The organism is Methylobacterium nigriterrae (assembly GCF_037106235.1).
Taxonomy (GTDB): domain Bacteria; phylum Pseudomonadota; class Alphaproteobacteria; order Rhizobiales; family Beijerinckiaceae; genus Methylobacterium; species Methylobacterium nigriterrae.
Genome location: NZ_JBAWTG010000086.1, coordinates 1 through 19,950, shown reverse-complemented (window position 1 = coordinate 19,950; position 19,950 = coordinate 1). Strand labels below are relative to the sequence as shown.

Annotated in this window: 24 protein-coding genes and 1 tRNA gene; 17 read left to right on the top strand and 8 right to left on the bottom strand. The window is 71.7% G+C overall.

Annotation, left to right across the window (positions count from 1 at the left end; genetic code table 11):
• Positions 1–159: 159 nt before the first annotated feature.
• Positions 160–594, bottom strand: a complete 435-nt coding sequence (locus tag WDW90_RS26910) for a DUF3291 domain-containing protein (protein ID WP_336490581.1) — start codon at positions 592–594, stop codon at positions 160–162.
• Between the two features lie 187 nt (positions 595–781).
• On the opposite strand from WDW90_RS26910, the gene WDW90_RS26905 reads away from it, so the two are divergent.
• On the top strand, positions 782–1,459 hold the full coding sequence (locus WDW90_RS26905; RefSeq protein WP_336490580.1) for a metal ABC transporter permease: 678 nt from the start codon (positions 782–784) through the stop codon (positions 1,457–1,459).
• 55 nt (positions 1,460–1,514) lie between these two features.
• On the opposite strand, the gene WDW90_RS26900 is transcribed toward WDW90_RS26905, so the two are convergent.
• On the bottom strand, positions 1,515–2,612 hold the full coding sequence (locus WDW90_RS26900; protein WP_336490579.1) for an AI-2E family transporter: 1,098 nt from the start codon (positions 2,610–2,612) through the stop codon (positions 1,515–1,517).
• 289 nt (positions 2,613–2,901) lie between these two features.
• On the opposite strand from WDW90_RS26900, the gene WDW90_RS26895 reads away from it, so the two are divergent.
• The 12 genes from WDW90_RS26895 to WDW90_RS26840 all read left to right on the top strand — a co-directional run bounded on the left by WDW90_RS26895 (position 2,902) and on the right by WDW90_RS26840 (position 11,009).
• Entirely contained in the window at positions 2,902–3,213 is a 312-nt protein-coding gene (locus tag WDW90_RS26895; RefSeq protein ID WP_336490578.1) for an acyl carrier protein, read from the top strand.
• A gap of 22 nt (positions 3,214–3,235) precedes the next feature.
• Positions 3,236–3,712 (top strand): 3-hydroxyacyl-ACP dehydratase FabZ family protein, encoded by a 477-nt coding sequence (locus WDW90_RS26890; RefSeq protein WP_336490577.1) that lies wholly within the window; start codon positions 3,236–3,238, stop codon positions 3,710–3,712.
• Positions 3,709–4,845 (top strand): beta-ketoacyl-ACP synthase, encoded by a 1,137-nt coding sequence (locus WDW90_RS26885; protein ID WP_336490576.1) that lies wholly within the window; start codon positions 3,709–3,711, stop codon positions 4,843–4,845. The genes WDW90_RS26890 and WDW90_RS26885 overlap by 4 nt, the downstream gene beginning before the upstream one ends.
• A 71-nt stretch (positions 4,846–4,916) precedes the next feature.
• Positions 4,917–6,200, top strand: coding sequence for a beta-ketoacyl-ACP synthase (locus tag WDW90_RS26880; RefSeq protein WP_336490575.1), 1,284 nt, complete (start codon positions 4,917–4,919; stop codon positions 6,198–6,200).
• Entirely contained in the window at positions 6,197–6,964 is a 768-nt protein-coding gene (locus tag WDW90_RS26875; protein ID WP_336490574.1) for an SDR family oxidoreductase, read from the top strand. The genes WDW90_RS26880 and WDW90_RS26875 overlap by 4 nt, the downstream gene beginning before the upstream one ends.
• Before the next feature lie 8 nt (positions 6,965–6,972).
• Positions 6,973–7,272 (top strand): SH3 domain-containing protein, encoded by a 300-nt coding sequence (locus tag WDW90_RS26870; protein ID WP_336490573.1) that lies wholly within the window; start codon positions 6,973–6,975, stop codon positions 7,270–7,272.
• 54 nt (positions 7,273–7,326) lie between these two features.
• Positions 7,327–7,680, top strand: a complete 354-nt coding sequence (locus WDW90_RS26865; protein ID WP_336490572.1) for a hypothetical protein — start codon at positions 7,327–7,329, stop codon at positions 7,678–7,680.
• The gene (locus WDW90_RS26860) at positions 7,670–7,804 is read left to right on the top strand and encodes a hypothetical protein (RefSeq protein WP_336490571.1); all 135 of its coding nucleotides are present in this window, start codon (positions 7,670–7,672) and stop codon (positions 7,802–7,804) included. The genes WDW90_RS26865 and WDW90_RS26860 overlap by 11 nt, the downstream gene beginning before the upstream one ends.
• Positions 7,801–8,061 carry a hypothetical protein gene (locus WDW90_RS26855; protein ID WP_336490570.1) on the top strand — a complete coding sequence of 87 codons (261 nt, stop codon included), beginning with the start codon at positions 7,801–7,803 and terminating at the stop codon, positions 8,059–8,061. Before WDW90_RS26860 ends, WDW90_RS26855 begins: the two co-directional genes overlap by 4 nt.
• Positions 8,061–9,083, top strand: coding sequence for a zinc-binding dehydrogenase (locus WDW90_RS26850; protein WP_336490584.1), 1,023 nt, complete (start codon positions 8,061–8,063; stop codon positions 9,081–9,083). The genes WDW90_RS26855 and WDW90_RS26850 overlap by 1 nt, the downstream gene beginning before the upstream one ends.
• Before the next feature lie 83 nt (positions 9,084–9,166).
• Positions 9,167–10,243 (top strand): lipid A biosynthesis lauroyl acyltransferase, encoded by a 1,077-nt coding sequence (locus WDW90_RS26845; protein WP_336490569.1) that lies wholly within the window; start codon positions 9,167–9,169, stop codon positions 10,241–10,243.
• A 1-nt stretch (position 10,244) separates the two neighbouring features.
• Positions 10,245–11,009 (top strand): DUF1223 domain-containing protein, encoded by a 765-nt coding sequence (locus tag WDW90_RS26840; protein WP_336490568.1) that lies wholly within the window; start codon positions 10,245–10,247, stop codon positions 11,007–11,009.
• Positions 11,010–11,046: 37 nt separating this feature from the next.
• Here the strand turns inward: WDW90_RS26840 and WDW90_RS26835 are convergent, their stop codons facing one another.
• The 3 genes from WDW90_RS26835 to WDW90_RS26825 form a co-directional block, all read right to left on the bottom strand.
• Positions 11,047–12,309 carry an aminopeptidase gene (locus tag WDW90_RS26835; RefSeq protein ID WP_336490567.1) on the bottom strand — a complete coding sequence of 421 codons (1,263 nt, stop codon included), beginning with the start codon at positions 12,307–12,309 and terminating at the stop codon, positions 11,047–11,049.
• 116 nt (positions 12,310–12,425) lie between these two features.
• Positions 12,426–12,719, bottom strand: coding sequence for a DUF2218 domain-containing protein (locus WDW90_RS26830; protein WP_336490566.1), 294 nt, complete (start codon positions 12,717–12,719; stop codon positions 12,426–12,428).
• A 377-nt stretch (positions 12,720–13,096) separates the two neighbouring features.
• Complete coding sequence (locus WDW90_RS26825) at positions 13,097–14,548, bottom strand: FAD-binding oxidoreductase (protein ID WP_336490565.1); 1,452 nt, start codon at positions 14,546–14,548, stop codon at positions 13,097–13,099.
• A 159-nt stretch (positions 14,549–14,707) separates the two neighbouring features.
• On the opposite strand from WDW90_RS26825, the gene WDW90_RS26820 reads away from it, so the two are divergent.
• The 4 genes from WDW90_RS26820 to WDW90_RS26805 all read left to right on the top strand — a co-directional run bounded on the left by WDW90_RS26820 (position 14,708) and on the right by WDW90_RS26805 (position 16,780).
• Complete coding sequence (locus WDW90_RS26820; protein WP_336490564.1) at positions 14,708–15,406, top strand: fumarylacetoacetate hydrolase family protein; 699 nt, start codon at positions 14,708–14,710, stop codon at positions 15,404–15,406.
• 44 nt (positions 15,407–15,450) lie between these two features.
• Positions 15,451–15,894: an NUDIX domain-containing protein gene (locus WDW90_RS26815; protein ID WP_336490583.1), complete on the top strand. Its 444-nt coding sequence runs from the start codon at positions 15,451–15,453 to the stop codon at positions 15,892–15,894.
• Between the two features lie 129 nt (positions 15,895–16,023).
• A tRNA-Gly gene (locus WDW90_RS26810) sits at positions 16,024–16,098 on the top strand.
• Between the two features lie 550 nt (positions 16,099–16,648).
• The gene (locus WDW90_RS26805; protein ID WP_336490563.1) at positions 16,649–16,780 is read left to right on the top strand and encodes a hypothetical protein; all 132 of its coding nucleotides are present in this window, start codon (positions 16,649–16,651) and stop codon (positions 16,778–16,780) included.
• 64 nt (positions 16,781–16,844) lie between these two features.
• Here WDW90_RS26805 and WDW90_RS26800 read toward each other — a convergent pair whose 3' ends face one another.
• From WDW90_RS26800 to WDW90_RS26785, 3 genes are all read right to left on the bottom strand, one after another.
• Positions 16,845–17,024, bottom strand: a complete 180-nt coding sequence (locus WDW90_RS26800; protein ID WP_336490562.1) for a hypothetical protein — start codon at positions 17,022–17,024, stop codon at positions 16,845–16,847.
• Between the two features lie 624 nt (positions 17,025–17,648).
• The gene (locus WDW90_RS26795) at positions 17,649–17,903 is read right to left on the bottom strand and encodes a hypothetical protein (RefSeq protein ID WP_336490561.1); all 255 of its coding nucleotides are present in this window, start codon (positions 17,901–17,903) and stop codon (positions 17,649–17,651) included.
• 1,455 nt (positions 17,904–19,358) lie between these two features.
• Positions 19,359–19,950: alpha/beta hydrolase fold domain-containing protein (locus tag WDW90_RS26785; protein ID WP_336490560.1), on the bottom strand; the 592-nt coding region annotated here is incomplete at its 5' end.

Genomic DNA, 19,950 nt, shown 5'->3' with positions numbered 1-19,950 from the left:
CGTGGGGGAGTGGTCGCGTCCGCGGCACGCGGAGGGGGTGTGGGGTGCGACGCATCCGGAGAGGTCGCACCCCTCACCCCGTCCCTCTCCCGCACGGGAGAGGGGACCCGCGCTCGACAGTCCGGCGCCGGGGAAGCCGCAGGCCGTGCGGCCCGGCGCTCAAGCCCTCGGCCGCAGACGCCGGCCCGCCGTGCCGGAGGGCGGCGCGTGCCGCAGGCCGGCATGGGCCGGGCTCGGGTGGCGGACCTTCGAGGGGCGCCCCGTCTCCCGCAGGCGCCGGTCGGCCTCCGCCCAGCCGGGCAGGGCGGCCTCGCCCGTCTCCCAGCGGGTCACCGCCGCCTCGTCGCACCAGTCGAGAAGGCGCGGCATCGCCGCCCGGTGCGGGCCCGCCAGCATGTAGGCCCGCATCGCCGCCTCGTCCCTCCAGGCGGTCAGCGTCCAGAAGGTGAGGCGGACGGGCTCGGCGAGGATCGCGCTGTCGAGGAAGCCCGGCGCGCCCTCGGCCTGCCGGGCGGAGCGCAGGGTCAGCGGCAGGAAGCCGGGAAGGAAGCGCCAGGAACGCAGGCGCAGGCGGGTGAGGCTGATCGACGGCAAGGCGGGTCCCCCGGGCATGTCCCGCCAGTATAGGGCGGACCCGGACCGGCCCGGCCCCCTCCCGCGCGGGAGTCTCAGGCGGTCCGATGGTGGGCCGGGATCCCGCGGAGCCTCACGTGATTGTGCGCAATCTTGTCCTCGGCCGGGCGCGCGCCATCTCCCGCCGCGTCCAATACGGGAGACATCGATGAAGCGCATCACCCTCGCCGCCGCCGGCCTTCTGGCCCTGACGGGTGCCGCCCAGGCGGCGCCGGAACTGCAGCGCGTGCGCGGCACGGTCGAATCCGCCGAGGCCGGCGCGGTCACGATCAAGACCAGCGACGGCGCGTCCGAGACGGTGCAGCTCGGCGGCGCCAAGTATGTCTGGGTCGTGAGGTCGAGCCTCGACGCCATCAAGGACGGCGTCTTCATCGGCACCGCCACCAAGGGCGAGAACCCGATGACGGCGCTCGAGGTCGTGATCTTCCCCGATTCCATGCGCGGCACCGGCGAGGGCCACTACGCCTGGGACGCGATCACCGACCACACCGCCTCCGGCGGCGCGAAGGTGAAGAGCGCCATGACGAACGGCACCGTGAAGACGGAATCCTCGGCCGGACCGAAGGTGAAGAGCGCCATGACGAACGGCACGGTCGCCAAGTCGAGCGGCGCGAGCGGCGAGAAGGTGCTCACCGTCACCTACGACAAGGAGGGCGCGAAGCAGATCGCGGTGCCGCCGCAGGCCCCGATCGTCGCCTTCGAGCCGGCCGACCAGGCGATCCTGAAGCCCGGCTCCAAGATCTTCGTGGTAGCGGCCAAGGACGGGTCGAAGCTCGACGGCAAGCTCGTGGCGGTCGGCAAGAACGGGCTGACCCCGCCGATGTGATCGACCGCCCGCCGGTCCCGGGGGCTCGCGGGACCGGCCGGCGGCGAGGCCGGCCTCACGCCGCCGGCCGCTGCCCGGGCCCTTCGGTGAATTCCCGCCACAGCAGCACCAGGGCCGCCATCACGGCCGGGCCGAGGAACAGGCCGAGCAGCCCGAAGGTCTCGACGCCGCCGAGGATGCCGAGCAGCACCCACAGGAAGGGCAGCTGCGTGGTGCCGCCGATCAGCGCGGGCCGCACGAAGTGGTCGGCCACGAAGGTCACGACGAGGCCCGCCGCCGCCACCACCAGGGCCGCCGCGACCGCGCCCTGCGCGAGCAGCAGCACGGCCGCGACGCCGAAGACGAGCGGCGCGCCGAACGGGATCATGGCCGCCACCGCCGTCAGCGCCCCGAGCAGGACCGGGTGCGGCACGCCGGCGAAGAAGTAGACGCCCCCGAGCAGCGCGCCCTCGCCGAGGCCGACGAGGACGAGGCCGTTCACCGTGCCATGCACGGAGGCGACCATCTGCCGGGCGACCCGCTCGCCGCGCGGGCCGAACAGCCGGTCGCAGGCGGTGAGCACCTGCGCGACGACGGCGCGGCGATCCCGGAACAGGAAGAACAGGGCGACGAGGCTGAAGCCGAACAGCACGACGCGCCGCACCACCTCCCGGCCGAGGTTGCGCGAGAGCCCGATCACCGAGGAATTGTCGAGCCGGTGCAGGATCTCGGAACCGGCCTCCGGGTGGCTCAGGGTCGCGGTCCACCAGGCCGTGGCCTGGGCGGCGCCGAAGGGCAGGTGCTGCAGGAAGTCGGGGGCCGGGATACCGGTCCGCTCGGCCGAGCGTACGAAGTCGAGCACCTCGTGCGCCTCGCGCGCCGCCTGGACCCCGAGCACCACGAGCGGCGCGAGGAAGACCAGGGCGACGAGGAGCGTGAACAGGGCGGGCAAGAGGATGTCGTGCCGCCCCGGCGGCCAGCGCCGCTCGGCCCGGTCGTACAGGCGCCCCAGCGCGATGGCGAGGATCACCGCCCAGACAAGGGCCGGCAGGAAGCCCTGCAGGATCCAGAGCCCGAGGGCGACGAGCGCCAGCACGAGCGCGACCCGGGCCGCGCTCTGCTGGCGGGCCGTCGCGGGGCCGGGATCGTTGGCGGCGCGCAGTCTCGGGTCCATCGTGAGCGTCCTCGCGCCTCCGCCGTCTCGCGCGCTCATCTAGAGTGCGGCGCATCGATCCGGTAGCTGCCCCGCGGCGCGAAACGGGCGGCGCGGGCGGGCAGGCGGGCCCGAACCGGCACGGTTGCCGGGCCGGACCCCCTCGTGTAGAGGTCGCCGCCAACGTGAGGACCGCCTGCGCGGTCGCTTGACGCGCGCAGGATCCCGGGGGGCGCCGGGCCGCCTGCGCCCGGTCGCGGGAGACGCGCGCTTCCCGCCCGGCCAAGACTTCAAGAAACGGCGAGAACGCATGTCTGACCAGCCCATCACCGGCACGACCGACACCTTCGACCGGGTGGCCGACATCATCGCGGACACCGCCGACATCCCGCGCGACAAGATCACGCCCGAGAGCCACGCCATCGACGATCTCGGCATCGATTCGCTGGCCTTCCTCGACATCGCCTTCGCGGTCGACAAGGCCTTCGGCATCAAGCTGCCGCTCGAGCGCTGGACCCAGGAGGTCAACGAGGGCAAGGTCCCGGCCGAGGAGTACTTCGTGCTGAAGAACCTCTGCGCGCGCATCGACGCCCTGGTGGCCGAGAAGGCCGCCAAGGCCTGACGCGCCAGCCGACAAAGCCGCCATGCGCCTCGAATATTTCGAGATGATCGATTCCATCGTGAGCCTCGACCGCGAGGCCGGCCGGATCGAGGCGCTGGCCCAGGTGCCCACCGCGAGCCCCGTCTTCGAGGGGCACTTTCCCGGCCATCCGCTGGTGCCGGGCGTGCTGCTGACCGAGACCATGGCGCAGGCGTCCGGCTACCTGGTGCTGGCCCATCTCGGCTTCACCCAGATGCCGTTCCTGATGGCGGTCGACAAGGCGCGCTTCCGCTCCTTCGTCGGGCCGGGCGCGATGCTCCACGTCACGGCGATCCTGGAGCATGACGGCTCGGGCTACGCGGTGACGCGGGCGGCGATCCGCCACGACGGCAAGGCGCTGGCGGATGCCGAGCTGCGCTTCCGCACCATGCCGTTCCCGCCCGGACTCGACGCGCCGATGCGCGAGCGGGCGAGCAAGATCGGGCTGGAGATCGGCCCCGCGCCCGGAGCACGGCCGTGAGCGGGCGCGACGTCGTCGTCACCGGGCTCGGCCTCGTCTCCTGCGCGGGCGAGGGGTTGCAGGCCCATCTCGAGGCGCTCTCCTCCGGCGCGGGCCCCCGCACCGATGCCGAGACCTTCGCGCCCTACCCGGTGCACCCGGCGCCCGCGCTCAGCCTCGACGGGCAGATCCCGAAGAAGTCGGACCAGCGCCAGATGGAGGCCTGGCAGCGCCTCGGCGTCTACGCGGCGGGTCTCGCGCTCGATTCCGCGGGCGTGAAGGGCGACGCGGCCTTCAAGGCGGACCTCCATCTCGTGGTGGCGGCGGGCGGCGGCGAGCGCGACTACGCGGTCGACGGCGCGATCCTGACCGGCCTGCGCGACGCGTCCGATCCGGGCGCCTACCTCAACGAGCGCCTGCAGAACGACCTGCGCCCGACACTCTTCCTGGCGCAGCTCTCGAACCTGCTCGCCGGCAACATCGCGATCGTGCACGGGGTCACGGGGGCGTCGCGCACCTTCATGGGCGAGGAGGCGGCGGGCATCGATGCGCTTCGCATCGCGCAGGCCCGGATCGCCTCGAACCAGATCGACGCGATGCTGGTCGGCGGCTCCTACAGCGCCGAGCGGCCCGACGTGATGGTGATCCACGAGATGGGCGGCTTCCTGAGGAAGCCCGATTACCGCCCCGTCTTCGAGCGGGAGGCCGGGAGCGGGGCCGGCTTCATCCTCGGCAGCTGCGCCGCCTTCCTGGTGCTGGAGGCGGCCGATTCCGCCGCGGCGCGGGGCGCGCGGGCGCTGGCCCGGATCGGGCCGGTGGCGAGCGACCGCACCCGGCGCGAGCCCGGCAGCGTCGGGGCGAGCCTCGCCGAGCTCTGGGCCCGGGCGGGGATCGCGCGGCCCGGCGCCGTCCTCTCGGGCGCGACCGGCGTCGCGCCGATCACGCAGGAGGAGCGGGCGGCGCTCGCACGGCTCGCGCCCGGCGCGCCCGTGACGGCGCTCGGCGACGTGATCGGCCACGGGCTCGAGGTCACGGCCCCCTTCGGCGCGGCGCTCGCGGCCGGGCTCGTGGCCGAGCGCGGCCTCCCGGAGATCGCCGTCACGGCGGTCGGCCACCGCCGCGGCGAGGGCGTGGTGCGGGTGTTCGGGGCGTAGGGTCCCTCGCCCTCCTCGCCGGCAGGGGAAAAGCGCAGCGGCCAACGGGTTTTCGGGTTAAGACGGCCTCCATGACAGCTCATCTCAACCGCGACGCGAAAGGCCGCCCCCTCGTCGCCGTCACCGGCATCGGCCTCGTCACCTCCCTCGGCCGGGGCCAGGCGGAGAACTGGGCGGCGCTGACCGCCGGGCGCTCGGGCATCCACGCCATCGCGCGCTTCCCCACCGAGGGGCTGCGCACCACCATCGCCGGCACCGTCGACTTCCTCGAGGCCGATCCGATCGTGGCGCCCGCCCTGTCCGAGCGCTTCGCCGCCACCGCCGCCGAGGAGGCGGTGGCGCAGGCGGGGCTCGGGCGCGCGGGCGATTTCCCCGGCGCGCTGTTCATCGCGGTGCCCCCCGTCGAGATGGAATGGCCGCAGCGGCAGGCGCTCGCCGAGGCCGCGGGCGGCGCCGACGCCGTGACCTATGCGGGCCTCCAGCGGGCGGCCGCGAGCCGCCGGTTCGACGCCTGGCACGACCTCTTCATCTTCGGTACCGTGGCCGACCGCATCGCCGACCGCTTCGGCACCAAGGGCTCGCCGATCTCGCTCTCGACCGCCTGCTCGTCCGGCGCCACCGCGATCCAGCTCGGCGTCGAGGCGATCCGGCGCGGCGAGATGACGGCCGCGCTCTGCATCGGCACGGACGGCTCGGTGAACTCCGAATCGCTGATCCGCTTCTCGCTCCTCTCCGCCCTCTCGACCCAGAACGCGCTGCCGGACGCGGCCTCGAAGCCCTTCTCCAAGAACCGCGACGGCTTCGTGATGGGCGAGGGCGCCGCCGCCCTCGTGCTGGAGGACGCCCAGTCGGCGCGGGCGCGCGGCGCGACGATCCTCGGCTACGTGCTCGGCTGCGGCGAGAAGGGCGACGGCTTCCACCGCACCCGCTCGAGCCCCGACGGCGCACCGATCATCGCGGCGATCCGGGGGGCGCTCGACGATGCGGGATTGGGGCCGGAGGGCATCGACACGATCAACGCCCACGGCACCTCGACGCCGGAGAACGACAAGATGGAGGCTTTGGGCTGCATGGCCGTGTTCGGCGAGCGCATGGGCGCGGTGCCGATCTCCTCGAACAAGTCGATGATCGGCCACACGCTCACGGCGGCCGGCGCCATCGAGGCCGTGATCTCGCTCCTGACGATCCGGCACGGGCGCATCCCCCCGACCATCAACTACGCGATCCCCGACCCCGCCATCCCGCTCGACGTGGTGGCCGAGGCCCGCGACGCGCGGGTGGAGCGGGTGCTGTCGAACTCCTTCGGCTTCGGCGGGCAGAACACCTGCCTGGTGCTCGGCTCCGAACCCGCATGAGCGCGCCGTCCGCCAAGGGCTGCGTCCTCGTCACAGGGGGCGCCTCCGGGCTCGGCGCCGCGATCGTGCGAGCGCTCGCGGGCGCCGGCCACGACGTCGACTTCACCTACCGCTCGTCGGCCGCGAAGGCCGAGGCGCTGGCGGCCGAGCTCGCGGCGGCCCATCCCGGGCGCCGGATCGCGGCGCATCCCCTCGACCTGTCGGACCGCGCGGCGCTCGAGGCCTTCTGCGAGGCGATCGAGGGCGAATCCTGGCACGGGCTCGTCCACAATGCCGGGCAATCGGCCGACGCGCTCGCCGCGATGCTGTCGCAGGAGCGGGCGGAAGCGGCCATGCAGGTGAACTTCTGGTCGCTGACGCGACTCGCCAAGGCGCTGGCGCGGGGCATGATCCGGGCGCGCTCCGGCCGCATCGTGGCGATCGGATCGGTGGCGGCCCTGCGGGCCAATCCCGGCAACGCCGCCTACGCCGCCTCGAAGGGGGCGCTGATCGCCTATTGCCGGACGCTCGCCATCGAGTCGGCCAGGCGCGGCGTCACCGTCAACGTGATCGCGCCGGGCTTCATCGACACCGACATGATGGCCCCCTACGCCGCCCACCGCGAGGGCATGGAGCGGCAGATCCCGGCCGGCCGCTTCGCGAGGCCCGAGGAAGTCGCGGCGCTCGCCGCCTTCCTGATGGGGGAGGGCGCCGCCTACATCACGGGCGCGGTCCTGCCGGTCGACGGCGGGCTCACCGCCATGATGGGCGTGCACCGCTCCTGAGACCGACGATGACGCTCCCCTTCCGCCAGGTCCCCGCGATCCTCGCCCTCATCCCCGCCCTGCTCGCCGCCTCGCCGGCGCGCGCCGAGCCCGAGCCGTTCCGGGTCGACGGCCTGCCGCGCGGCGAGGCGCTGAGCATCCGCGAGGAGCCCGACGCGGCGGCCGCGGTGGTCGGCGAGATCCCGGTCGGGCGCCGCCTCCTCGGCTTCGGCTGCACCAACGACACGCCGAGCCGCACCACCTGGTGCCGCGTCAAGTTCGGCCGCAGCGTGGGCTGGGCCCGCCGGCGCTATCTCGCGCCGGAGTAAGGGCGGTTGAAGCCCGGCCCGCTCCTGCGTAGGTATCGGGCGGAGGCTTGCGCGATGGCGACGATGATCATCCGGGACGACGTGGTGTGGGCGCGGCACATCGAGGGCGATCCCGAACTGGCGAGCAGGATCCGCGCGTTGCCGGCCGACGACGCTATCGTGCTTCGGATCGAGGGCCGGCCGGTCCGGTTCCGCAAGATGCGCGACGGGCGGGACGGTCGTCCAACGGACGGCGTCAAGCCGGAGCCGGCCTTCGCCGAGTTCTGGAGGGCCATCCAGACCCGCCGCGGCGCGATGATCACGGTGGAGCCGGAATCCGGCCCGGTCGATCCCTATCTCCTCTCGCTGTCGGCGAACCTGAGCGAGTGGAACAGCCCCGAGGATGCGGCGGCCTACGATGGGCTATGACCGCTTCGACGTCCTGACGGCCCTGTTTCCCTTCCTCGATCTGCCCCGACGCAAGCCGCGACCGATCCTCGTCCTGTCCGCCGACGCCTTCAACGCCGCGCACGGGCCCGGATCGCCGCCATGATCACCACGGGCGCCGGCAGCCATTGGCCGAGCGATATCGCGATCACCGACCTCGCGGCGGCGGGCCTTCAGCACCGGTCCGTCGTCCGCTGGAAGCTCTTCACCCTGGCTTTCGGCCAGATCGGCCGGCCGATCGGCCGCCTGTCCGAGGTCGACCGGAACGCCGTGCGTGCGCGCCTCGACGGCATCCTGTACGGAGCCTCCGGGCCGGCCGGTCAGGCCATGCCCGGGTCCCCGCGCCAACCGGAACCAAGATGATGCAAGCCCTCCAGCTCTTCGGCGACCGAGACCTGCGCCTGACCGAGGTCGAGGCGCCGCCGCCGCCCGGGCCCGGCGAGGTGCGGGTGCGGGTGCGCGCGGTGGGCCTGAACTTCATCGACGTCTGGGGCTTCCGCGGCATGGCGTTTGCCAAGCGGCGGCTTCCGCTCACGGTCGGGGCCGAGGCTGCGGGCGAGGTCGCGGAACTCGGCGAGGGGGTCGAGGGCTTGGCCGTCGGTGATCCGGTCGCGATGTACGGGGCGCGGACCTGCGGGCATTGCCGGGCCTGCCGCGAGGGGCGCGACAACCTCTGCGAGGAGGTCGCCGGCGTGATGGGCTTTCACATCGACGGCTTCGCCCGCGAGTTCGTGACGATGCCGGCCCGCCTCGTCGTGCCGGTGCCGGACGGCGTCGGCTTCACCGACGCGGCCTGCGCGCCGGTCGCCTTCGGCACGGTGCAGCACATGCTGTTCGACAACGCCCGGCTCGAGCCGGGCGAGAGCATCCTGGTCCATGCGGGCGGCTCGGGGATCGGCACCGCCGCGATCCGGATGGCGAAGGCGATCGGCTGCACGGTCTTCACCACGGTCGGCGACGACGAGAAGGGCGCCAGGGCCGCCGCGCTCGGGGCCGACCACGTCATCAACTACCGGACCGAGCGCTTCGAGGGCGAGGTGCGCCGGCTGACGAGGCGCAAGGGGGTCGACGTCGTGTTCGAGCATGTCGGGCCCGACACCTGGAACGGCTCCCTCCTCTGCCTCAAGCGGGGCGGGCGGCTCGTCACCTGCGGCTCGACCTCGGGCGTCTCGACCACCATGAACCTGATGCAGCTCTTCCAGCAGCAATACCGCATCACCGGCTCGTTCGGATGCTCGATCCGCAACATCCGCGATTCGCTGGCCAAGATGGCCGATGGACTATGCCCCGTCGTCGACACGGTTTATCCGCTCGCCGACTTCGCGAAAGGCCTGGAGAGGCTCGAATCCCGCAAGGTCTTCGGCAAGATCCTGGTGACGCTCTGATGCAGTCTCCCCTCGCGCGCGGAAATGATCTAAGCGAGGGGTAGGACCGCGTTGCCGAGACGCCGCTTCCCCGAGGAATCCCGTTGCTGCGCCTCGCCCTGATCCTGAAACGCAACCTGCCGCGGCTGGCGGGGCTCGCGATGATCCCGCTGATCCGCGGCCTGTTCCTCCTCGCCCGGTCGCTCGGGGCCGAGCGGGCGAGCGATCTCGGCGGCGCCCTGTTCCGGGTGCTCGGGCCCCGGCTCCCCGCCCACCGCACCGCGCTCGCCAACCTTCGCGCCGCCTTCCCGGACCTCGACGCGGCGCGCATCGAGGCGCTCGCGCGCGAGGCCTGGGACAATCTCGGCCGGACGGGCGCCGAATACGCCCATCTCGCCACCCTGTTCGACTACGACCCCGCGATCACCGCGACCCAGCGCATGGAGGTCGCGGGGATCGACCACTTCTTCGCGCTGCGCGACGACGGGCGGCCGGGCCTCGTCTTCTCGGCGCATCTCGCGAACTGGGAATTGCCCGCGATCTGCGCGGCGAAGTTCGGGCTCGAGACCACGGCGGTGTTCCGGCCGCCGAACAACCCGGCCGCCGCCCGCCTTGTCCAGGAGGTGCGCCGCGAGACCATGGGCGGGCTCGCCGCGGCCGGTCCCGGCGCCGCCTTCGCCATGCAGGGCGTGGTGGAGCGCGGCGGCCATCTCGGGCAGCTGATCGACCAGCACTTCACCCGCGGGGTCGTGGTGGAGTTCTTCGGCCAGCCCTGCCTCGTCAACCCGCTGCTGGCCAAGCTCGCCCGGCACTACGATTGCCCCGTGCACGGGACCCGGGTGATCCGGCGGCCGGGGGCCCGCTTCCGGCTGGAGCTGACCCCGCCCCTCGACCTGCCCCGCGACGCGAGCGGGGCGGTCGACGTGCAGGGCGCCATGCAGGCGATGACGCGGGTGGTCGAGCAATGGGTGCGGGAGAATCCGGGCCAATGGCTCTGGATGCACCGGCGCTGGCGCCCCGCCATGCTGCCGAAGGCCAAATCCGGGACCAAGGCCGGGGCCAAGGCCGGGGCCGGAGCGCGCCCCGGGCTGCAGGCCGCGGCCGCCGGCGGCGCTCCGGAAGCCGCGTCGGCGGCTCAAGCCGAGGCGACCTCAGCCGGGCCCGAGCGCGCGTTCTCCTGAGATGATGCGGGTCCCTCCTCGGCCGCGCCTGCGGGGCGTGGCCCTCCTCGCCGCCCTGGTCCCGGCGCTCCTGCAGGCGGCCCGGCCGGCCGCGGCGGCCGAGCCGATCCGGGCCGTGGTCGAGCTCTACACGAGCCAGGGCTGCGCGGTCTGCGCGCCCGCCGACCAGGTGCTCGGCGACCTCGCGCGCCGGCCCGGCATCCTGGCGCTGACGTTCCCGGTCACCTACTGGGATTATCTCGGCTGGAAGGACACCCTGGCCCAAGGCATCTTCACGGAGCGCCAGCGCGCCTATGCCGGCGCCCGCGGCGAGCGCCAGGTCTACACGCCGCAGGCGGTGATCAACGGCGCCGCCGCGGCGATGGGCTCCGACCGGACGCAGCTGGAGCGCATGATCCGCGAGGCGCGGGCGGTCAACGCGCTCCGCGTGCCGGTCGAGAGCGAGGAGACGGGCGACCGCATCGTGGTGACGGTCGGGGGCGATCCCGACCCGGCCGCCGGGGCCGACGTCTGGCTGATCCCGGTGCTGCGCCAACGGCCCGTCACGATCGAGCGCGGCGAGAACAAGGGCCGCGTCGTGATCTATGCCAACGTGGCGCGGGGCCTGCACCGGCTCGGAGCCTGGACCGGCCAGCCCGCCCGGTTCGAGGCACCCAGCGCGGCCGCCCATGTGGGCGAGGCCGATTCCTACGTGGTGGTGGTCCAGGGCAGCATCGGCAGCCGCCAGGGCCGCATCTGGGGGGCCGCCAAGGGGCCGGGGCTGTGAGCGGGCAGGGACCCGGTCCGGTCCCGGGCACCGGTCCTCACACCCACTCGCCCCGCCGCATCACCGGGACCGCGCGTCCCTCCGCGGTCAGGCCGTCGACGTCGACCTGGTCCGAGCCGATCATCCAGTCGATGTGGATGAGGCTGCGGTTGGCGCCGCGCTCGGCGAGGTCCGCCTCGCCGAAGGCCGCGCCGCCATCGCGAAAACACTTGCTGTAGGCCTGGCCGAGCGCGATATGGCTCGCGGCGTTCTCGTCGTAGAGGGTGTTGAAGAACAGGAGGCCCGAGGCCGAGATCGCCGAGGAGGCGGGAACCAGCGCGACCTCGCCGAGGCGGCGGGCGCCCTCGTCGGTGTCGAGCACGCGCGCCAGCACGTCGCCGCCGGTGCGCGCCTCGGCCTCCACGATCCGCCCCCCCTCGAAGCGCACCCGGATGCCGTCGATCAGCGTCCCCTGGTAGGAGAGCGGCTTGGTGCTGGCGACGCATCCCTCGACCCGCGCCCGGTGGGGCGTGGTGAAGACCTCCTCGGTCGGGATGTTGGCGTTGCACAGGATGCCGCTGCGGGAGGTCGAGGCGCCGCCGCACCACTCGTGGTCGTCGGCGAGGCCCACCGTCAGGTCGGTGCCGGGCCCGCGGAAGCGGAGCGCCGCGAAGCGGTGGCCGTTGAGCGCCTCCGTGCGGGCGCGCAGGCCCGCGTTGTGGGCCGCCCAGGCGGCGACCGGGTCCGGGCCGTCGACGCGTGAGGCCGAAAAGATCGCCTCCCAGAGGCGGGAGACGGCGTCCGCCTCGGGCAGGTCCGGGAAGACGGTGCGAGCCCAGGCGGGCGTCGCCGCCGAGACGATGGTCCAGTTGGTCGCGAAGTTGGCGATGAGCTCGAGCGCCGGCACGTAGGCCTTGGAGCGGGCGCGGTTGGCGCGGGCGACCCGGTCGGAATCCTGGCCCGCCAGCAGGGAGGGGTCGTCGCCGCTGATGGCGAGCCGGGCCGCGCCGCCGCGGAAGGCCTCGGCCATGCCGCCGTAGAGCCAGCCCGCGGCCGTGTCGAAGGCCGCATCCGGCGCGTGGGCGAAGCGGGCGAGCGTCGCCGCGTCGTCCGCGTAGAGGGTGGTGACGAGGGAGGCGCCGGCGCGGTAGGCCTGCTCGGTGATGGCGCGGGAGAGCGGCAGCGCGTCGAGGGGCGCCGTCATCACGAGTTCCTGGCCCGGCTGCAGGTTCAGACCGACCCGGACCGCGACCTCGGCCAGGCGGTCGAGGCGCTCCGCGAAGCTCGACCCGGCCGTCCTCGGCTCCACGTGCACGTTCATCTCACCGATCCTCGCAAAGCGGTTCGGGGGCCAAGGCCCCCAAGGGGATCCCAAGGCGGACCCGAGGAGACCGCAAGGGCGGCCCTAGGGGCAAGATCGGTGCGGGAGCGCCCGATTCAAGCGGCGCGCGACCAGGTGATCTCGCCGAGATTCTCCCGGAAGGCGAAGCGCATCAGGTGGTCGGAGACCACGTTCTCCAGGCGGGTGAGGCCGGCCGGGTCGCTCGTGGCGACGCGCATCAGGAGAGCATCGGGCTCGGCGTCGAAGGTGCAGACCCGATCCTCGCCGAACGGCACGGTGCCGTGATCGGCCGTGTTCTCGACCGGGAACTTGTGGCTCCAGTGCCGGCAGAGCTGCTGCAGGTAGCGGCTGGCCTCCGCGGTGGGCACCCGGGCCTGGGACATGGGCATGGTTTCGTCTCCTCGTGTCGATCGTTCAATCGGCGGAGCGGCGGCTCATGCGGGCGGCGCGCCGCCCGCCCAGGAGGGTCGAGCGCGCGGCCGCGATGCCGAGCTTTGTCGGGAAGCCGTTAAGGTCTCGATAACGCACGCTCACGCGTCCTGGCCCCGCCGCGCCCCTGCCGGCCCGAAGCCGACGGACGGCGCCGTGCAGTGCAGCATCCTGACCCGGATTTGTGCATTGCACAATACCCTCGTGGCCGGCCGTCCGCACGCCGCGCGCCTCTGCGCGCGATGGCGAGGAGCATCGTGCGCCCCGCCGCTCGCGCAACCGTGACCGGCGTTTTCTTAACGCGCCGGGAGGCCGCCGCGTTGCATCGCACCCAGATTCACGGGAGAGCGGGCGGCGGCTTGTCCGACAGGGCCACGACCTTGCCGGGGTTGAGCAGATCCTGCGGGTCGAGGGCGGCCTTGAGCCGGCGCATCAGGTCGAGCCCGACCGGGTCGCCGTAATGCTGCAGCTCGTCGCGCTTGATCAGCCCGATCCCGTGCTCGGCGGCGATCGAGCCGTCGAGCCGCTGCACGATGTCGTGCACGATGCGGTTGAAGCGGGCCCAGGCGGCGAGGAACTCCGCCCTGTCCATGCCGACCGGCTGGCTGAGGTTGAAGTGGATGTTGCCGTCCCCGAAATGCCCGAAGGCGCAGGGACGCAGACCCGGCATCGCCTCCAGGCAGGCGGCCTCGGCCTGCTCCAGGAAGTCGGCGAGCCGGGCGAGCGGCACCGAGACGTCGTGCTTGATCGAGCCGCCCTCGTATCTCTGCGCGTCCGACAGGTTCTCGCGCAGCGCCCAAAGAGCGGCGTTCTGCGCCTCGCTCGCGCCGATCGCGGCGTCCTCGACCGTGCCGTCCTCGATCGCCGCGGCGAGGGCCGCCTCGAGCTCCGCCCCCGCCGCGGCGTCGGGGCGCGGGCTCGAGAACTCGACGAGCGCGTAGGTGTCGTGGGCGTCGGCCAGCGGCCGCACGCTGCCGGGCATGTGGGCGAGCACGATCTCGAGGCCGAAGCGCGGCATCACCTCGAAGGCGGTGAGGCTCGGGCCGGCCGCCCGGCGCAGGCCCTCGAGGAGCCGCAGCGCCGCCCGCGGCGAGGCGAGCCCGACGAAGCCGACCGCCCGCGAGAGCGGCTTCGGGAACAGCTTCAGCACCGCCGCCGTGATGATCCCGAGCGTGCCCTCCGAGCCCAGGAACAGGTGCTTCAGGTCGTAGCCGGCGTTGTTCTTGCGCAGGCCCTTGAGCCCGTTCCAGACCCGGCCGTCGGCGAGCACCACCTCGAGGCCGAGCACGAGGTCGCGGGCATTGCCGTAGGCGAGCACGCCGGTGCCGCCCGCGTTGGTGGCGAGGTTGCCGCCGATCCGGCAGGAGCCCTCGGCGGCGAGCGAGAGCGGAAACAGCATCCCGGCCTCGTCGGCGGCCCGCTGCACGTCGGCCAGGATCGCGCCGGCCTCGACGGTCAGCGTCGCGCCGACCCGGTCGAGGGCGCGGATGCGGGCGAGGCGGGCGAGCGAGAGCACGATGCCGCCGTGGGGCACGCCCCCGCCGACGAGGCCGGTATTGCCGCCCTGCGGCACGATCGGCACCCGGGCCTCGGCGCAGACCCGGACCGCGAAGGCGACCTCCCCGGCGTCGGCCGGCCGCACCACGGCCCGGGCGCTGCCGCGGTAGAGCCCGCGCGCCTCCTCGAGGTGGGGCGCCATGTCGGCGGGCTCGGTCAGGACGTGCGCGTCGCCGAGCCGCGCCCGCAGGATCGCCAGGAATGCGTCGTCGGCGGGCGTCGGGTCGGTCATGTCGGGTTCGGGCCGGATGTGGATATCAGGGGCGTGCGGGCGTACGGGATGGCGCGGGCGCCGGCATCTCCTACATAGCGAGACGGCCGGATCTTTGCAGGGCGGAAAACCCGCCCGACCGGATCGATGCCCGTCCGGCCGCGGTCACGAGGCGACGCCATGCTCTCCGTCATTCCGAACCCGCCGCGCGTCGCGCTGCCCATCGTCGGCAGCGACGACCTGTTCCCGGTGCGCCGCGTCTACTGCGTCGGGCGCAACTACGCGGCCCATGCCCGCGAGATGGGGGCGGACCCCGAGCGCGAGCCGCCCTTCTTCTTCATGAAGCCCGCCGACGCCCTGCAGATCGCGGGCGGGCCGGACCCGGTGCCGCACCCGTACCCGCCGCGCACGCAGAACTACCATTTCGAGGTCGAGATGGTGGCGGCGTTGGGCCGGGGCGGGCGCGACATCGCGGTGGAGCGCGCCCTCGACCACGTCTACGGCTACGCCGTCGGCCTCGACATGACCCGGCGCGACCTGCAGGACGATGCCAAGGCGCTGCGCCGCCCCTGGGACCTCGGCAAGGCGGCCGACGCCTCCGCGCCGATCGGCCCCCTGCACCGGGCCGCCGTGATCGGGCACCCGGATCGGGGGATGATCGGCCTCTCGGTCGACGGCGCGCCGCGCCAGAGCGGGGATCTGTCCGAGATGATCTGGTCGGTGGCCGAGCAGGTCGCCTATCTCTCGGCCTATTTCGAGTTGCAGCCGGGCGACCTCCTGTTCACCGGCACGCCCTCCGGCGTCGGCCCGGTCCGGCGGGGCGAGACCATGGTGGCGAGCGTGGAGGGGCTCGGCGAGATCGCGCTCGCGGTGACCTGATCGCCCGGAAGCGGCTCGACGTGAAGGCTCTGGACCTGCCGCTGATGCGGCGCCTGTTCCACCTCGGCGCGCTCGCCGCCCGGGGCGTGACGCTCGGGGTGCGCGGCGCCGCGATCGACGGGCAGGGCCGCGTCTGCCTCGTGCAGCACACCTACGTGACGGGTTGGCACCTGCCGGGCGGCGGCGTCGAGCCCGGCGAGAACGCCGTCGAGGCGATGCTGCGGGAGTTCCGGGAGGAGGCCGAGATCGTGCCCGAGGCGGATCTGCGCCTGCACGGCTTCTACCGGAACGCCGCCGCCTCGGCGCGCGACCACGTCGCCCTCTACATCGCCCCCGCCTTCACGGTGCTGCGGCCCAAGGCGGCCGACCGCGAGATCGCGGCCTGCGGCTTCTTCCCCATCGACGCGCTGCCGGAGGGGACGACGCGGGCCACCCGCGCGCGCCTGCGCGAGATCCGCGAGGGCCTCGCGCAATCGCCCACCTGGTAGGGGCAGCACCGAAACGGCACCGTTGGCCGGGCGCGCAAACTCAGCGCTTGCAACGCCCGGCGGAATGGTGTTTAGAGAGCGCCGTCCGGGGCCGCCGGGGCCGAGAGCCCCGCAGCGGCGCCGCAGAGAGCGGGTGTAGCTCAGGGGTAGAGCACAACCTTGCCAAGGTTGGGGTCGAGGGTTCGAATCCCTTCGCCCGCTCCAAATTTCCCAACCAAATGAACATCTTACGAAGAGCCGCCGTCGGGCGGCTTTTTCGTGCTTGCAGTCGCGGAACCAGGGCGGAACCAACCGGGCCACAAATGAGGCAACCTTGTCGCGACGCCGTGTCGCGCCAGATCTCAGGCTGCGCCCGCCCGTGCGGCGAGCCTCTGAGGCAGAGGGCTGCCTGCAATGGGGAAGACCGATACGCCTACAGAAGCGGATGTGGAGGAACACCCCGACGCTGTTGCGGGCCGGGCTCTGCTAGAGGAGCGTCTCGAGCGCTTCTCGGCTGAGGATGTCCAAGCCTTCCGCGAGACTGTGAGCCGTTGTTTCGCTTCGGCGACAATCAGCCGCCGAGAGGGCGCAGATTGAGCCCTCGGCTGAAGAAGGCTGATCGGCGTCCCACGAAGGGCAAGATCGCTGGGAGAGAGCACTGGCGTCGCGCCTCGAGGAGCTGAAGGATGATCCTGCGTTTCGTGAGGCGGTGCATGCCGTGGGGGGCGCGGCAAGCGTACTGAGCAGCCGGGCGGTAACGCACGAGGAGGCCGAGTTGCTCGTGAGCTTCGCGCTCGCGGCGTACGCGAATGCCGGCGGTCTTGCCGAGCCGAGCCTCAGCCGCCTCGCGCGCTTCTCGAACAAGCTGCTGCCGGAAGAGAGCTTCGAGAGCGTCCTAAAGCACTGAGCCGACATTAATCTCATCCCGGGACTGGCGGCCCGAGCGCGGGATTGAGCCCGTCAAGGTCACATCAGCCGCGGCGACGATAGCGGCTAGGTCCGAGGTAGCGCAGTTTGGCGAACTCCCTCGCAGCCTGAGCAAGGCTTGGTTCGCCCTTGCCTCGGCGCGAGCGCCTGCGGCGAAACGTGAACACGATGGCGGACAGCAGCGACACAGCGAGGATCCCGCCGATGATGCTGGCCCAAACCATGCCGCCTCCCATGCATATCCTCCGTCCCGATGCATCGGTGCATGGTAGCAATGCCCCCGAGGCCGTGCCGGTTCAGCGCAGGCAGTGCGACGTTCAACGTCGAGCGGCGGCACTTCAGTGCTGAGCGTGCAGGAGCTGTGACGACCGCAGAACAGCCAAAGCGGCTCGTGATGGCGCGAGCGGCCCGTAAAACGGAGCAGCGGTCAACATTCCAGAGCAAGCAGCGCCCCGCTCCCGGCCCATTTCTGGGTGGTACAGGCGGTACAAGGGGTACTGCAGAGCGGAAACGGGCGAGCTCAGGCGGTACCGGGGCGGGACGATGTGGTACCGGCCCTGTCCCCGACCTGCCAGTACCACCTTGTACCCTCTCCGGTACCGCCTGCGCCCAAGATCTCCCCTTGGAGTACCACCTGTACCGCTTGTACCACCCAGCACCGGACAGCGCTTGAATCAGCGATGAACTCTCAGGAACACGGTGCGGACCCTTCCGGTGCAGCGAAAGGCGAGCATCGGATGGCGGATACGCTCTACGGTAACTTGATAGCAGCGCCGCTCATCGAGATTGCGATGCCTTCAGGCATCAAGACCTATCTGGCGGACGGGGAGCCCACCGGGCTTCGGGCGTCACTCGGCAGGTCTGCGGTACAGATAGCTGTCGGATGGAGGCAGCTCCGCTTCAGGACGGGTGACGCGCGGGAATGGTGAGAGTTGCCGAACCGGCCGGTGAACCTTGTCACGCCATTGAAGCAGGTGCTCCAAGCGCCGTTGCGAGCTTTGGTGCGGCTGCGCTGCTGACAGCTCACGATTGTGCTTCGTCCAGAACAGATCGAGGAGCATGAGGACGATCCAGGGACCAGCGATGCCGATGAAAAACGCCATGGCTTCCTTCTCCCTCGACGGCGCGCGCCTGCACTCGAGGACGGGAAGAATAGGCGCCGCTCTTGAACTCTCAACGGCGTCAGCCCTCTTGCGCGCCGAGTCCTCAGAGCTTGAACTGCCAGGGCATCGGCATTCCCCGCTTTGGCCGACCGAACTGCCTTGTTAAGCCCTCGTTAACCCTTCGCGCCGACCCTGCGGCTTCGTCATTGCGCAGCGGCACATCGAGGCGCGGGCATCCTCTCACTCGGCAGTCATCCTCATGCGTCTGCCCCTTTCCTGCCTCTGCTTGGCGGCCTCGGCCTTTGTTCCCACGATGGCCAGCCGAGCCGAGCCTACGGCTGCACAGCGCGAGGGGTGTACGCCCGATGTCCTGCGGCTCTGCAGCAGCGAGATCCCGAACGTTACCGGCATCACGGCCTGCCTGCGCCGGGAGAAGCTGAGGCTGAGTCCCGGCTGCAGAGCGGTGTTCAACTCGGCCGCCGCGCCGCGCTCTGCAAAGCTCTGATCACCGAGTAAGCCTGAGTGTGGTCGAGCTCGGGCTGTCTACTGAGCTGCGTCTCCCCGGTCCCGTGGACGCCTTGTCAGCGCGCAGAGCAATCGTGTCTGAACGAGCCTGGGGCTCCCGAGTAGGGCCTGAAGCGTGTCTCTCCTGCGCAACATCTGCGCTGGGCGGTCTTTAACGGCCTGACAGAGACGGCCAGTGTTGCTGGTTTGTTCCTGCGGTGCCTAGGCGTTCGCCGAATCCTCAGCGCATGCGTTCCCTATCCCGCCTCGCTTTGGCCGCCACCCTCTGCCTGTCCCACAGTGCCGCTGATGCGGGTGCTGCGGCTGGGCAGGTCGGCAAGCCGTCTCTGTCCAGCCTGGAGTTGCAGTGGCACGACTGCGTGCGGCAGTCCTACGCTCGTCAGCTGGCAGGGCAGAGCAGGGCAGCAGCCCAGCGTAGCGCCCTCGACGCTTGCAAGGAGCAGGAGGACGCCTTCGTGACAGCGATCCTGGCGAGCCAAATCGCGGAGGAAGAGGCCCGCTGGCGCCGAGAGCAGCGGTCGGTCGCCTCCCGAGCGAGAGCCTGGGCAGCCTCCGTCTCCGCCTACGTCTTCGACCCGGTCACCGCATGGCTTACTCGCTGGACCCGTTGACTGATTCCGTAGGGCACAGGCGGTACAGGCGGTACCGCAGAGCGGAAACGGGCGAGTTCAGGTGGTACCGGGAGCTTGTTGGCGAGGTGCCGGTCCCACCCTGTACCCTGTCCGGTATCACCTCGGATGGGGATTGTCCCTTCGAGTACCCCCTGTCCCACCTGTATCCTGCAGGCTGACGCTCAGATCGAAGCTGCCTCGATTCTTGCGACTGCCTCGCTCATCGTCGTTCTGAGGGCAGGGCGGCTATGAAGATCGTTGTGCCCTACGTCGATGCTGCCTCCCAAGACTGGATTCGGGATTGCAGCCTTCGGGCCTGCTACGCCGTACCGTCAGAAAGCCGAGACACGAAGCGTGCGATCTCGTCCTGCGCTTCGCGCGATTCCCGGAAGAACAGGAGCGGGTACACGTGCATCAGCCCGGGCTCCTCGTGGTACGTGACATCGGCTCCCTCGACCTCGGCTCGTAGAGCAAAGCGTCGGGCATCGGCGACGAGGATGTCGTGCGTTCCGCAGAACATCAGGATCGGCGGCAATTCAACCGTCTCGCCGAAGAGGGGGCTGACGCGCGGGTCTTTGGTCGGCAGCGAGCCGGCGTACCAGCGTCCCGCAGCCCGCACGCCGGGGCGCATCAGCATGGGATCGACGCGCTCAATCTCCTCCTGCGTGGCCGCCGTCATAGTGACATCCAGCCAGGGCGAGATGAGAACCAAGCCAGCGGGCTTTGGCAATGCCGCTGAGACGACCTCCATGGCAAGGGTGAGTACTAAGCCGCCGCCGGCGGAATCACCCATGAGGAAAAGCCGGGATGGCCCCTGGCTCGCAAGGACGTCGCGATAGACGCCGAGCACGAACGAGATCACGACCAAGCAATCGTTCTCCGGCGCAAGCGGGTAGAGCGGCACGATAAAC

Excerpts from the sequence above, each read along its gene's own strand:
- WDW90_RS26905 (WP_336490580.1), top strand. The coding sequence starts at position 782 with ATGAAGCGCATCACCCTCGCCGCCGCCGGCCTTCTGGCCCTGACGGGT.
- WDW90_RS26900 (WP_336490579.1), bottom strand. The coding sequence starts at position 2,612 with ATGGACCCGAGACTGCGCGCCGCCAACGATCCCGGCCCCGCGACGGCC.
- WDW90_RS26895 (WP_336490578.1), top strand. The coding sequence starts at position 2,902 with ATGTCTGACCAGCCCATCACCGGCACGACCGACACCTTCGACCGGGTG.
- WDW90_RS26890 (WP_336490577.1), top strand. The coding sequence starts at position 3,236 with ATGCGCCTCGAATATTTCGAGATGATCGATTCCATCGTGAGCCTCGAC.
- WDW90_RS26880 (WP_336490575.1), top strand. The coding sequence starts at position 4,917 with ATGACAGCTCATCTCAACCGCGACGCGAAAGGCCGCCCCCTCGTCGCC.
- WDW90_RS26875 (WP_336490574.1), top strand. The coding sequence starts at position 6,197 with ATGAGCGCGCCGTCCGCCAAGGGCTGCGTCCTCGTCACAGGGGGCGCC.
- WDW90_RS26870 (WP_336490573.1), top strand. The coding sequence starts at position 6,973 with ATGACGCTCCCCTTCCGCCAGGTCCCCGCGATCCTCGCCCTCATCCCC.
- WDW90_RS26865 (WP_336490572.1), top strand. The coding sequence starts at position 7,327 with ATGGCGACGATGATCATCCGGGACGACGTGGTGTGGGCGCGGCACATC.
- WDW90_RS26860 (WP_336490571.1), top strand. The coding sequence starts at position 7,670 with ATGGGCTATGACCGCTTCGACGTCCTGACGGCCCTGTTTCCCTTCCTC.
- WDW90_RS26855 (WP_336490570.1), top strand. The coding sequence starts at position 7,801 with ATGATCACCACGGGCGCCGGCAGCCATTGGCCGAGCGATATCGCGATC.
- WDW90_RS26850 (WP_336490584.1), top strand. The coding sequence starts at position 8,061 with ATGCAAGCCCTCCAGCTCTTCGGCGACCGAGACCTGCGCCTGACCGAG.
- WDW90_RS26840 (WP_336490568.1), top strand. The coding sequence starts at position 10,245 with ATGATGCGGGTCCCTCCTCGGCCGCGCCTGCGGGGCGTGGCCCTCCTC.
- WDW90_RS26835 (WP_336490567.1), bottom strand. The coding sequence starts at position 12,309 with ATGAACGTGCACGTGGAGCCGAGGACGGCCGGGTCGAGCTTCGCGGAG.
- WDW90_RS26830 (WP_336490566.1), bottom strand. The coding sequence starts at position 12,719 with ATGCCCATGTCCCAGGCCCGGGTGCCCACCGCGGAGGCCAGCCGCTAC.
- WDW90_RS26825 (WP_336490565.1), bottom strand. The coding sequence starts at position 14,548 with ATGACCGACCCGACGCCCGCCGACGACGCATTCCTGGCGATCCTGCGG.
- WDW90_RS26820 (WP_336490564.1), top strand. The coding sequence starts at position 14,708 with ATGCTCTCCGTCATTCCGAACCCGCCGCGCGTCGCGCTGCCCATCGTC.
- WDW90_RS26815 (WP_336490583.1), top strand. The coding sequence starts at position 15,451 with ATGCGGCGCCTGTTCCACCTCGGCGCGCTCGCCGCCCGGGGCGTGACG.
- WDW90_RS26800 (WP_336490562.1), bottom strand. The coding sequence starts at position 17,024 with ATGGTTTGGGCCAGCATCATCGGCGGGATCCTCGCTGTGTCGCTGCTG.
- WDW90_RS26795 (WP_336490561.1), bottom strand. The coding sequence starts at position 17,903 with ATGGCGTTTTTCATCGGCATCGCTGGTCCCTGGATCGTCCTCATGCTC.